The organism is Clostridium lentum (assembly GCF_014287815.1).
Classification (GTDB): domain Bacteria; phylum Bacillota; class Clostridia; order Clostridiales; family Clostridiaceae; genus Clostridium; species Clostridium lentum.
This window is the reverse complement of the sequence record NZ_JACOOQ010000001.1, coordinates 96,043-108,361: the sequence shown is the minus strand read 5'-3', so window position 1 is coordinate 108,361 and position 12,319 is coordinate 96,043. Positions and strand designations below refer to the sequence as shown.

Here is a 12,319-nt window from a genome sequence, read left to right as displayed (position 1 = left end):
AATATATATTAAAATTTATCTTGAAATATAACTGATTCTACTTCTGTTTGCAGTAAATGTTGTTACTATATATTGAACATTACTTCTATTTTGTGACATAAAAAAAATACAGTATTGCTTATGAATACTGCATTAGGTAACAGTGAACTATGGTCAATTCCTTAATTCACTGTATTGAATATTAATGCGATTTTCTGGATTATTATCTACACAATATAAAACAACTAAAAAAATCCACTCCAGCGGTTTCATAAGAATATAAACTATATCCGCAGAAAATTTAGTATTTATATGCTTACTTAATGGATATCCGTACTTATCATAAATATATCTAATTATTTTATGAATTGTTGGCGTATATTCTTCTAAAATATTTTCAAAAGCATTGGCTACCATAAGCTGCCTGTTTACAGTTATTCGTTTACCGTGTCTAATACCACTTCTTAAAGGCTTCACCAAATTTTCATGACCTCTAGCTGCCACCGTACATAAATAGTGTCCATCCCCTGGAAGTATCACTGGATCTGGCGGTATAACCTTAGAATAATTATACGTACTGGTATCTAAAAACACTTGAATAAAACTATCAGGCTTTTGGCCAAATAATACAAGGAATAGCTGAATAGCTAAAAGAACAGGAAATATAAACAATGTCCAAAAGCCAACATTAGTTTCATACTTTATAAAAATTCTGTATAGCTTATTTACTAATACATTCTTATAAATTTTATTTTTTTCTCCTTCTACACTTCTTACCTTATCCATAGATTGCTTTAAAAGTACCACATACATCATGCTCAAATAAATTAAATGACGTCCTAAAGCCTTAATTATATAAGAAGAGGTAAACTCCCAGTCATTTACTTTAAAAGTATGAGTAAAATATATGACGTTTAATGCTATATTAATTAAAAGTATGCTACAGCTTATGACATAAAGTAAAGGTGCCATTTTTCCATTGAAATTTATCAAGATAAAATATACTAGCAATCCTAAAATAAAAAGCACTGCAAAGGTTAAAATATGCTGAAAAGATAAAGGCGTATAGCTATTTAAATACTGACCATTTAATTCATATCTTTCAAGAGGTATACCTGTATCTATTAAACTACTAATACATAATAAATTAAAACTGCTTAAAGCTATCACAATAAAAGAGTAAAATACCTCTACTTTCTCATTGTTTAAGATAAACTTTTTACTTATAAATATTCCTCTTTTACCAAAGAAACTTTGTATCAATTTATAAATCCAAAAGACTGGCACTGAAAAAGCTGCAATAACATATAAATAAAACAATACTCTCCAAACCATAAAATCCCTTCTTTTAAAAATATTATAATTCTTTTTTTCAAATAATAATAGACTTATGGAGTTGCTTTTTTATATTTTATTAAAAAAAGAAAACCCCTAATTAAATAAGAGTTTCCCTTTTTCATTTCTATCTATATTGCTTCTTCGGCATCTAATTGTGCTTTTCCTGTATAAAGTTGATAATATCTTCCACCAATTTCAAGAAGCTCATCATGATTTCCTCTTTCAATAATTTGTCCTTGTTCAAGTATCATTATTGCTTCAGAGTTTTTAATAGTTGAAAGTCTGTGTGCTATAACAAATACAGTTCTTCCTTCCATAAGCTTATCCATACCTTCTGCAATAAGCTTTTCTGTTCTTGTATCAATTGAGCTAGTAGCCTCATCCATAATAAGTACTGGTGGGTTTGCCACTGCTGCTCTAGCAATATTTAATAATTGTCTTTGACCTTGTGATAATCCTTCACCATCACCAGTTAATACTGTATCATATCCATGTGGTAAGTGCTTGATAAATGAATGAGCATTGGCAAGCTTAGCAGCTGCAATTACTTCTTCATCTGTTGCATCTAAATTACCATATCTAATATTATCAGCTATTGTACCTGTAAATAAGTGAGTATCTTGTAATACTACTCCCAGCGATTTTCTTAAATCTGCTTTCTTAATATCTTTAACATCTATTCCATCATAAGTAATCTTACCACTATTAATTTCATAAAATCTATTTATTAAATTTGTTATTGTTGTTTTACCTGCTCCTGTTGAACCAACAAAAGCAATCTTTTGTCCTGGCTTAGCAAAAAGATTAATATCCTTTAATACTATTTTTTCTTCATTATATCCAAAGACAACATCTTTAAATCTAACATCACCTGTAAGCAATTTAAGGCTTCCATCTTTAAGCTTCCAAGCCCAATGTCCTGTATTTTTAGTAGTTTCTTTTAATGTATTGTCTGCTGCTACCTCAACTCTAGTAAGAGTAACTTGTCCATTGTCAACTTCTTCTTCTTCTTCAAGAGCTGCAAATATTCTTTCAGCACCTGCAAGAGCAGCTAATATCATATTTACCTGTTGTGATACTTGAGCTATAGGATTAGATACTTGCTTTGTATATTGAAGGAAGGAGACTAATGAACCTAGGTCAAACTTTCCTGCAATGGTTAAAAGTCCACCAACACAACATGTAATAGCATAATTCATATGAGACATATTACCAAGCATTGGCATCATATATCCACCAAAGGCTTGAGCACCTGTAGATGATTCTCTTAACTCTTCATTATACTTCTTAAAATCTTCAATGGCCTTATCTTCATGACAGAACACCTTGATAACCTTTTGCCCTTCAATCATTTCTTCAATATAACCATTTAACTTACCAATATTTTTTTGTTGCATTCCAAAGTAATATTTACTCTTAGAACCAATCTTTTTAATTATAAAAATCATTAATGCTAAAAATGATATTGTTATTAAACTTAATATTGGGCTTAATACAACCATCATAATAATCATTCCTATAAATGAAAGTGATGATGACATGATATTGGCAACGCTGTTATTTAATGCTTCACCAATATTATCAATATCATTTGTGTAAAGACTCATTAAATCACCATGAGTATTTCTATCAAAATATTTAATAGGAAGATCTTGCATCTTATTAAATAAATCTCTTCTTATATCTCTAATTGTATTTTGAGAAACATGTACCATAATTCTTCCATAACCATAGGCTGAACAAGCTCCTCCTAAGAAGATTGCTCCTAGTATTACCAGCATCTTTGCCAATCCTGCAAAATCTCCTGGAAGTATATAATTATTAACTAATGGTTTTAAGAAATATGAACCTGCTACCATGGCAAATGAATTAAATACTACAAGTACTAATACTATAACTAAAAATAACTTATATTTACCTAAGTACCTTAATAAAGTACCTAATGTCTTTTTCATATTCTTAGGTTTAGGTTTGCCACCTGGCATTTTCTTTCCATCTGTACCTTTTCCCACTGGATGCATTTTATCCTTACTCACGTAACCCCACCCCTTCCTGTTGAGACTTGTATACATCTTTATATATTTCACATCTTGCCATTAATTCATCATGTGTACCAATATCATCGATTCTTCCATCATCCATGACAATTATTTTATCAGCTTCACAAACTGAATTAACCCTTTGTGCAATTATTATCTTAGTAGTATCTTTTAAATCTTCTGCAAAAGCTTTTCTAATCTTAGCATCTGTTGCTGTATCTACTGCACTTGTACTATCATCAAGGATAATTACCTTTGGATTCTTAAGAATAGCTCTAGCAATACAAAGTCTTTGTTTTTGTCCACCAGAAACATTTACTCCACCTTGCTCAATATGCATATCATATCTTCCTGGTAATCTATCGATAAATTCATCTACACAAGATGATGTTGCTGCTGCTTCAATTTGTGCTTCTGTTGCTTCAGCATTACCCCATCTTAAATTTTCAGCAATTGTTCCACTAAATAGTGTATTCTTTTGCAGTACCATGGCTACAGAGTTTCTTAAGGCTTCTATGTTATATTCCTTAACATTTCTACCACCAACAAATACTTCACCATTAGTGGCATCATATAATCTTGGTATAAGTTGTACTAAGCTTGTCTTACCAGCACCTGTACTTCCAATAATACCTACTGTTTCGCCAGCTTTAATTTTTATGTTGATATTTTCAAGATTTTCTTCTTCGCTATCATCTTCATATTTAAAGCTAACATTTCTAAACTCGATTTCACCATCTTCAACTTCCATAACTGCATTAGCTGGATCAACTATATCTGGTTCTTCTTCTAACACTTCTAAAATACGTGAAGCAGATGCTACTGATCTTGATATCATCATAAGAACCATAGAAATCATCATTAGCGCCATTAGAATTTGGAATGAATATGTCATGAAACTTGTTAACTTACCAACAGTTAATGTTCCTGCATAAACCATATTTCCTCCAAACCACAGTATTCCTATTACACTAGAGAATACAACAGCCTGCATAATTGGCATATTTAAAACAACTAGTCCAAAAGCACTAGTGGATGCATTTACTAAATCATCATTACTTGTTTTAAACTTTTCTTTTTCCTTAGCTTGTCTAACAAATGACTTAACTACTCTAATACCAATTAAATTTTCCTGTACTACTGTATTGATATTATCAATCTTCTTTTGCATAATATCAAATCTTGGTTTAACAGTCTTAATAATAAGACCTATAGATATTACTAAAACAGGAATTGATACTAGAAATATCATTGCTAATTTAGGACTTATTGTTATAGCTAAAACACAAGCACATATAAGCATCATAGGTGCTCTAACTAGTAATTTTATTCCCATTGTCATTGAGTTTTGAATCATTGTTATATCCGTAGTTAAACGAGTAATCAATGACGAAGTGCTGAATTTTTCAATATTATTAAATGAATAACTTTGAATCTTAATATATTCAGCCTCTCTAAGTTCTGCTCCAAAGCCTTGTCCTGCTATAGCTGCAAATTTTGATAATGCAAGACCAAAGCTTAGTGATATCATTGCCATGCAAACCATTAATAACCCCATTTTAATGGTATATCCAGTATCACCTAACGATATTCCTACGTCTACTATTTTAGCCATTACCAGTGGTATTAAAAGTTCAAAAACAACTTCTAAAACAGCACATGCAACCCCTAAAAATAAATACTTTTTATACTTTTTCATATAAGGGTATAACTTCTTTATCATTTTCTTCACCTCTTTAAATAAATTTTGTAATTACATAGTTAGCTATGTATAATATTAAAATTAAAGAGGATTACTCCTCTAAATTTTTTAATGCTTTATATAATAGTTCTTTTAGTAATACCTGATCTTTTTCAGATATATTTTTTACAAGCTTTGCTTCAACACTAAGTATTCCTTGATGAAAGCATTTATGTAATATATTATGACCCTCTTCTGTAACATGCAAACACTTACATCTAGCATCACCAGTACTAGCACACCTAACTATCATCCCTTTTTCTTCTAGTCTTTTTATTATTCCTGTAATAGTAGGATTAGTTAATTTTAAATGTTTTTCAACATCTTTTTGAAATACATCTCTCTTATTTTCATTTTTCAAAATATATACTAATACTTCATGTTGTGTTGCTGTCAAATTAAATTTTAAAAGATTTCTATTAATTTCATTAGTTATAGAATTGTTAAGAAATTTAATTAAGAGCCCAACATGAGCATCTACTCTAGCCTTCTTCATTGTTTCTCTCCCTATATAATACATAGCATACTATGTATTATATAACAATAAACTTTTAAACACAAGTTTAAATTAATTTACAATGGAAAATTATGAATTGTTATAAGCTTTAATGGATTTGCTTTAAATACATAATTAAATAGAATCCTCATCAATCTCTATTAATTATTCATTTTTAAATAAAATAAAATAGGAGTAGCTTGTCCATTTATCAAGCTAAACCTACTTCCCTATAATATATGTATAATATTAAAAAATATTACTTAGCGTTTTTAACTTCTGTTAACTTTATTGGCTGAACAACTGGATTGTTTATTCCAACTATTTTCATGATTGCTTCAGATCTTTCTTTAGTTGAACCAGTAATTACTGAATATTTAACATTTTCAGCATCTAAGAACCCTAATATAGCTTTATCTACTGCCTTAGCAACTTCTTCATCTTGCCACCTAACTCCATCTTTCTTATATCCAAATTCTCTTGGAACAAAGAATATGTAATCATATTGAGGTAAATCTCTTATTGCTAAACTATATAAATCATTTAAAATTTCAATTTCCTTTTTACTTCTTATCTTATCTCCAAGCATTAATCTTCCATAAATATATGGAACGAAAGTTGCATAATCTGTAATAGCGTACTGGTGACAATCTAAGCTTTTTTCTAGGTGTAATTGCCCTAAATATATTCCATATTGCTCAGAAATAGTTTCAATCATACCTTTATCTCTTAAGTAATCTGTACTATACTCTGTAGCAACACCTACATCTAAATCTCTAATTTTTAAATCTACATATAATTGTTGTATTAAAGTTGTCTTACCACATCTAGGTCCTCCTAGAATTGCAATTCTTGTTGGCATTGATAAACCTCCAAATATTTCTATTAAGTATCAATTTTTCATTCGTATTTTTAAAGGAGTTTTTATTATATCATCTTTTATATATTTTTTCAAGTTATTTCAACTTTTAATGATTCTCTATAATTAAAGTATTCAAATATTCTATATCACCATTAATTTTTCCCACTATACTATTCATCTTTATACTTTCATCGTATCTTAATTAAAACTTATCTACTTATAATTTATATAAAAAAGTGAGGCATATTAAATACAACCCCACTTACTTTTAAGCTTTATTATAAGAATATCCTTACACAAGTAGGATATAAATCATTAAAGATAAACTTATTATAAGATTTATCATCATCCCCATATTTAACCATGTTTCACTTACTACATCCCCCTTTTCAATGGTCACTTCACCAGGTAATAATGACATCTTCTTAAAATCTTTAATAAATAAAATTAATCCAGCTATTACAAATACCCATACTACAACACCAAAAATCATTGTAGCAGTATTACTGCTAAGTACTTTTGTGCCTATAACACTTCCCATCATATTTATCATAATATGAAGTCCAATGGAGTATTTAATTGTTCCTGTCTTTAAAGTAACATACGCAAATACTACTCCAAGACCTACTGCATAGAAGAATTGAGAAAAATTCTCATGAAATAAACCAAATAACAAAGCTGTAGTTATTATTGCTATCTTATCTCCATAAGTTCTAAGCTTATTAAGCATTACTCCTCTAAATAAAATTTCTTCAATTATTGGTGATAATATTCCTGCAAAAATTATAGTAGCCCAAATACTACTATTAGAAATAACTCCTTCCAATGGATTTACTACATCTGCTCCTTTTACTTTTCCTACTACCAATATAAATCCCATAGTAAATAAATTTAATAATACCATTACAAAATAGGAAATTAAAAAGAACTTAATGAAACCACCAAAGGTTAAACTTTCTTCTTCTCTTTTGTGTCCATCTGGAATGCCTTTAAGTATCAAACAACATAGAGGAAATCCTATTAAATAAAAACTTACTGCTATAAGTAAATATCTAAACCAACCATTGCTTTCAAAAGCAGGATTAACCATATTAAATATTGTGATTATTAGCATTTGTACCAAATTAACAACAACCCCCAGCACCGCTGCTGCTAGTCCAACTCTACTAAATACGCTTTTTACATTTACATTTGTCTTTAACTCAGAATTCATTTTATTCACCCCTTATTTCTTTATAAATATATTTCTATTACATTTTATTTATTACCATTTACTGTATATTATACACATTAAAGAATAGCTTTAACTTAAACAAAAAAGTACTACAGATATTTTTCCAAATATCTTTTCAACTAAAGAAATACTAAAAATAATAGTTTCTTTTCTGTAATTATTGCTATTAAAATTTAAATTTTATATAGTAACATAGCTTCTTAAAACTGAAATATTGCCCACAATTTCATACTGACCTAAATTTGCTGGAATAAGTATACTATCTCCTATTTTAATTTCTTCTGAAATACTACCTCCGCTTATACTACCTTCTCCATCTACGCAAGTAATTATATGAAATCTTTCTTTTTCACTACTGCTAATATATTTATTTTGAATATTAATTTTGTCCATTGCAAAATATTTATTTTTACACAATTTCACTTTGTCAATTTTTTCAAATTCTTCAATTTTACTATTAGATAAATTTTCTGCTTTTAAATTAAAATCAATTACATCTAATGATTTTTTTACATGAAGCTCCCTCTGTCTTCCATAATCATATACCCTATAAGTAACATCACTATTTTGTTGAATTTCTGCTATAATCAACCCCTCACATATAGCATGTACCATTCCACTATTTATTAAAAATGCATCACCTTTTTTTACATCTATTACATTTAAATAATCCTCTGTTCGATTTTCTTCTATAGCTTTTTCAAACTCTTTCTTAGTACAATTTTTAGTTCCAACAATTAATTTTGCATTTGGTTTTGCATCTATAACATACCATGCTTCTGTCTTTCCTAACTCATTTTCATTCTTCATAGCATATTCATCTCCTGGATGAACTTGAACAGATAATTTTTCTCTTGAATTAATTAACTTAACTAACAATGGAAACTTTTCAACACCTACTTTACTTCCCACTAAATCATGTCCATATTCTTCTATTATTTCTTGTAAAGTTTGTCCTTTTAGATATCCATTAATAACAATACTCACCCCATGTCTATGACACGCTATATCCCAACTTTCCCCAATATTTCCTTCTGGTAAATTATCTCTTATTGCTTTAAAATCTCTTCCTCCCCATATTTTTTCAAAGTATAGATTTTCAAATCTTATTGGATACATATTTTCACCTCATAATTAACAAAATCTTTTAATTTAGCTTTAAATAAAATTTATTGCAATAAACCCCAGGTATATATTTTTTAATGCTTCAAATAATATTAATATTATTAAAGAAAAGAAAGGGTGATTAATTTTTATGACAAAAAAAAACAAACCTTATTTACCTAATTTACGAAGTTGGTATGAACCTTCTGAGGAAAGCTTAATAAGTAAATCTCCTGAAGGAATAGACACTATTTTACCTAATCCTGCAGAGGATCCTATCGTAGTAAATAATATTTCATATATGGAATTTGATTATACTAATAGCCCTATGTTAGAGGACTCTGATGACGAATTAGAATAAGTAATACTTGAAAATAAATTTACTGATTTAGAAAAAATAGAAAGAGAATCTAAACAAAATAATAAACATTAAATATTATTTTAGCTTCCATAAGAAAAAGGGGCTGTGGCACTAAATAATTAGTGTACAGCTCCTTTTTTAAAAGAAAACCTTTATTTCATTTTTACCAGGACTTTTTGGGATTATATCATCATCTAATTAAAACGGAATAATCACCAGTAGATTTTATATACTCAATAATAACATAAGGAAGCCATAGAATCTAAAATTCCTAATGACATAGAATCTTGTAACTGTTCTCTAAAACCATATGCTTCACAATCTAAAATAGTTAGATAGGTTTTATTTTTATAAAAATACTTATTAAAAGGATTTTGGGCATAAATGAAGTTTTCTTCTATATTGGTGCTAATATATTTAGCACTTTTATAGCTATAAACTCCAAGCACCATTGAACTGTAGTAAAATAGAGTCAGTCCTTTACCCTCCAATGATTTGTTCTCAAGAAGCACTTTACATAGCTTTAATTTCTTATCTTTAGGGCAAAACATTGTAAGTTCACCACTAATATTATTTGCAGTATGTTTAAAAATAGAATATCCGAAACCATGCTCAATATCGTATACATCTTCATCTCTAACAGGCTCTGGTGTGATACTGAAATACTTTCTTGCACCATCATCTCTTATATATAAAGCTTCACTCAAAGGATCTACAATCCAATCATTGCTCCAAGAGGTCAACTTGTTTTCTCTGCTGTTTTGACACCAAGTATAAGCTGAACCACTCTCGGAAACATGAAACCCAAAATCCTCGTTGGAAATGACATTAATCCATGGAGCTGGAGTTGTAATAAAATCCCTTAGCTTAATTTTATAGCTCATAGAGTAATTATCAAAACCTCCATATCCATTAAAGAAATATAAATCTTCTTTAATAACATCATCTCCTATTAATATTTTTCCCATTTTATAATTAAAATTATTCATGATATTTAAATTTTTTATACTTTTTTTAGATTTCTTTTTAAGAATTGTTCTATTCTACAAATTCTATGGAAAAAAGCCCATCATGTAATGAAATATCATCACCACTAAATTTATCATCTATTTTCTTATATATTCTTTTAACTATTAAATAAAACTTTGTCGAAAACTTTTATCTTGTCCTCAGGTATAATTTAAAAAATTTACGTAATACTTTGAGATATGTTGTGCAACAAATAAAAATTAAGAAAGGAGTGCATAACGATGATCAATATAAATAAAGACTTGGACTCAAAATTAAATACTATTAGTAATAAACAAAAGAAATCTGCTTTTACTTTAATTGAGCTTATAGTTGTTATTGCTATAATTGCCATATTAGCTGCTGCTTTAACACCTTCCTTTACAGGATATATAAATGAATCAAAGAAAGTTGCTGTAATTAATCAAGCAAAAAATGTAGTTACTGCTTATGAAGCAACTAAAGTAAAATCAACTAACAGTTATACCCTTGAGACAACAGTAAATACTTTTGCTTCTGGTTCTGATTTATTAGAAGATAAAGATGTTAATAAACTAAGTAACACAAGTATTGAAAATTGTTATAGTATTGTTAATACTGAAGAAAATGATATTACTTTAAATGATAACGGTACATTTAAATCAGTTTCTCCTATATCTACTGATGAATAACTTCATAAAAAAGGAACCCCTAAAAAAACCAGGGATTCCTTTTTACAAGTTATTATAGTGAGAAAAACTCTGTAAATGCTTTTATTGTGTACGTATTGTCTTTTACTGTTGCTAGTTCTCTGATTGAGTGCATTCCAATAAGTGGTGCTCCCATATCTATTACTGGTATTGTTAAGTTTGCTGCTGTAACAGGACCAATGGTAGTTCCTCCTCTTAAGTCTGATCTATTAACAAACTTTTGGAATGGAACATTTGCTGCCTTACATACTTCAGCAAATACAGCTCCATTAAAGCTATCTGTACTATAGCTTCCTGCTGCTGCTATCTTTAAAACTGGACCACCTTCTAATACTGGTCTGTTAGTTGGATCTGCTTTATCACCAAGGTTTGGATGAACAGCATGGGCTAAATCTGCAGAAATCATTATTGAGTTTGATAGTGCTCTATAGTACTCTTCTCTATTCTTACCAAGTCCCATTGTAAGTCTTTCAAGTAAGTTATTTAATAATGTTGAATTAGCTCCTTGAGCACTTAAGCTTCCTATTTCTTCATTATCCACACATATTAATACTTTAGTTGCTGCATTATCTCTGCTATCTAGTAATGCTACTAAACCTGCATATACCATCCATAAATCATCAAGCCTTCCTGAAGAAATCATTTCTTCGTTCATTCCTATTAATGTTCCTTTTTCATATTCATATGGCATAAGCTCAAAATGTAATATATCTTCTTTGTTTACATTTAATTCTGCTGCTAATATATTCATTAAGTAATCTTTGTTTTCTAATTTCTCATTTATTAAACCTAATAAAGGTAAAGTATCAACTTGCTTGTTGTATTTATAACCATCATTTACTTCTCTATTCATATGAATAGCTATATTAGGTATTATCATCATTGGCTTATTTATATTAACTAATCTTGTTTCTGGCTTTAATGGAGATGCTCCTTTTATAGCAACCTTTCCAGCTAAAGCTAGAGGTCTATCATACCAAGTACTGATTATTGGTCCTCCGTACATTTCAGTATTAAGCTTAACGTATTTTCCTTCAGAAATCATTTGAGGATTTGGTTTAACTCTAAAACCTGGTGCATCTGTATGTGCTCCTATTAATCTTAAACCTGTTTCTTCTATCTTTTCATCTCCTACTATAAAAGCCATGATAGAAGAATCATTTTTTATTACATAATATTTATCTCTACTTTTTAAATGCCACTTATCACTTTCTTTAATTTGTCTAAATCCATTTTCATCTAAAATCTTTTTAACAGTTTCTACAGCATGAAATGCTGTTGGACTGTTATATATAAAATCCAATAAATCTTTTGCTTGTTTTCTTTCCATATATTTCAAACCCCTTTTTTATTAACTTGGATATACTCTATAATATAAACTATTTTAATTTATTCCACAATATAGGAAATTATAATAAAGCTTGTACTTTTTAATCATTTAATGTAGTTTATTATTATATTAAATAAT

Annotated in this window: 11 protein-coding genes; 2 read left to right on the top strand and 9 right to left on the bottom strand. The window is 28.9% G+C overall.

Annotation, left to right across the window (positions count from 1 at the left end; translation table 11 throughout):
• Nucleotides 1–153 precede the first annotated feature (153 nt).
• The 7 genes from H8R92_RS00485 to H8R92_RS00455 form a co-directional block, all read right to left on the bottom strand.
• Nucleotides 154–1,314 (bottom strand): DUF6688 domain-containing protein, encoded by a 1,161-nt coding sequence (locus tag H8R92_RS00485; protein ID WP_186834382.1) that lies wholly within the window; start codon nucleotides 1,312–1,314, stop codon nucleotides 154–156.
• A 131-nt stretch (nucleotides 1,315–1,445) separates the two neighbouring features.
• The gene (locus tag H8R92_RS00480) at nucleotides 1,446–3,302 is read right to left on the bottom strand and encodes an ABC transporter ATP-binding protein (protein WP_207722783.1); all 1,857 of its coding nucleotides are present in this window, start codon (nucleotides 3,300–3,302) and stop codon (nucleotides 1,446–1,448) included.
• A gap of 43 nt (nucleotides 3,303–3,345) precedes the next feature.
• A complete protein-coding gene (locus H8R92_RS00475) occupies nucleotides 3,346–5,079 on the bottom strand; it encodes an ABC transporter ATP-binding protein (RefSeq protein ID WP_022212230.1) in 1,734 nt (577 codons plus the stop codon).
• Between the two features lie 70 nt (nucleotides 5,080–5,149).
• Nucleotides 5,150–5,593: a MarR family winged helix-turn-helix transcriptional regulator gene (locus H8R92_RS00470; RefSeq protein ID WP_022212231.1), complete on the bottom strand. Its 444-nt coding sequence runs from the start codon at nucleotides 5,591–5,593 to the stop codon at nucleotides 5,150–5,152.
• A gap of 259 nt (nucleotides 5,594–5,852) precedes the next feature.
• Nucleotides 5,853–6,455: an ATP/GTP-binding protein gene (locus H8R92_RS00465; RefSeq protein ID WP_022212232.1), complete on the bottom strand. Its 603-nt coding sequence runs from the start codon at nucleotides 6,453–6,455 to the stop codon at nucleotides 5,853–5,855.
• A gap of 292 nt (nucleotides 6,456–6,747) precedes the next feature.
• Nucleotides 6,748–7,668: a CPBP family intramembrane glutamic endopeptidase gene (locus tag H8R92_RS00460; RefSeq protein ID WP_186834381.1), complete on the bottom strand. Its 921-nt coding sequence runs from the start codon at nucleotides 7,666–7,668 to the stop codon at nucleotides 6,748–6,750.
• A 201-nt stretch (nucleotides 7,669–7,869) separates the two neighbouring features.
• Complete coding sequence (locus H8R92_RS00455) at nucleotides 7,870–8,808, bottom strand: type I phosphomannose isomerase catalytic subunit (RefSeq protein WP_186834380.1); 939 nt, start codon at nucleotides 8,806–8,808, stop codon at nucleotides 7,870–7,872.
• A 136-nt stretch (nucleotides 8,809–8,944) separates the two neighbouring features.
• Between H8R92_RS00455 and H8R92_RS00450 the strand changes: the two genes are divergently transcribed.
• Nucleotides 8,945–9,154 carry a hypothetical protein gene (locus H8R92_RS00450; RefSeq protein WP_186834379.1) on the top strand — a complete coding sequence of 70 codons (210 nt, stop codon included), beginning with the start codon at nucleotides 8,945–8,947 and terminating at the stop codon, nucleotides 9,152–9,154.
• A 233-nt stretch (nucleotides 9,155–9,387) separates the two neighbouring features.
• On the opposite strand, the gene H8R92_RS00445 is transcribed toward H8R92_RS00450, so the two are convergent.
• Nucleotides 9,388–10,122 carry a hypothetical protein gene (locus tag H8R92_RS00445; protein ID WP_243166538.1) on the bottom strand — a complete coding sequence of 245 codons (735 nt, stop codon included), beginning with the start codon at nucleotides 10,120–10,122 and terminating at the stop codon, nucleotides 9,388–9,390.
• A gap of 282 nt (nucleotides 10,123–10,404) precedes the next feature.
• On the opposite strand from H8R92_RS00445, the gene H8R92_RS00440 reads away from it, so the two are divergent.
• Nucleotides 10,405–10,833 (top strand): prepilin-type N-terminal cleavage/methylation domain-containing protein, encoded by a 429-nt coding sequence (locus H8R92_RS00440; RefSeq protein WP_186834377.1) that lies wholly within the window; start codon nucleotides 10,405–10,407, stop codon nucleotides 10,831–10,833.
• Nucleotides 10,834–10,885: 52 nt separating this feature from the next.
• Here H8R92_RS00440 and H8R92_RS00435 read toward each other — a convergent pair whose 3' ends face one another.
• Nucleotides 10,886–12,181: a M18 family aminopeptidase gene (locus tag H8R92_RS00435; protein ID WP_186834376.1), complete on the bottom strand. Its 1,296-nt coding sequence runs from the start codon at nucleotides 12,179–12,181 to the stop codon at nucleotides 10,886–10,888.
• Nucleotides 12,182–12,319 lie beyond the last annotated feature (138 nt).

Coding starts and splice junctions, on each gene's coding strand:
- H8R92_RS00485 (WP_186834382.1), bottom strand. CDS start 1,314: ATGGTTTGGAGAGTATTGTTTTATTTATATGTTATTGCAGCTTTTTCA.
- H8R92_RS00480 (WP_207722783.1), bottom strand. CDS start 3,302: ATGCCAGGTGGCAAACCTAAACCTAAGAATATGAAAAAGACATTAGGT.
- H8R92_RS00475 (WP_022212230.1), bottom strand. CDS start 5,079: ATGATAAAGAAGTTATACCCTTATATGAAAAAGTATAAAAAGTATTTA.
- H8R92_RS00470 (WP_022212231.1), bottom strand. CDS start 5,593: ATGAAGAAGGCTAGAGTAGATGCTCATGTTGGGCTCTTAATTAAATTT.
- H8R92_RS00465 (WP_022212232.1), bottom strand. CDS start 6,455: ATGCCAACAAGAATTGCAATTCTAGGAGGACCTAGATGTGGTAAGACA.
- H8R92_RS00460 (WP_186834381.1), bottom strand. CDS start 7,668: ATGAATTCTGAGTTAAAGACAAATGTAAATGTAAAAAGCGTATTTAGT.
- H8R92_RS00455 (WP_186834380.1), bottom strand. CDS start 8,808: ATGTATCCAATAAGATTTGAAAATCTATACTTTGAAAAAATATGGGGA.
- H8R92_RS00450 (WP_186834379.1), top strand. CDS start 8,945: ATGACAAAAAAAAACAAACCTTATTTACCTAATTTACGAAGTTGGTAT.
- H8R92_RS00445 (WP_243166538.1), bottom strand. CDS start 10,122: ATGGGAAAAATATTAATAGGAGATGATGTTATTAAAGAAGATTTATAT.
- H8R92_RS00440 (WP_186834377.1), top strand. CDS start 10,405: ATGATCAATATAAATAAAGACTTGGACTCAAAATTAAATACTATTAGT.
- H8R92_RS00435 (WP_186834376.1), bottom strand. CDS start 12,181: ATGGAAAGAAAACAAGCAAAAGATTTATTGGATTTTATATATAACAGT.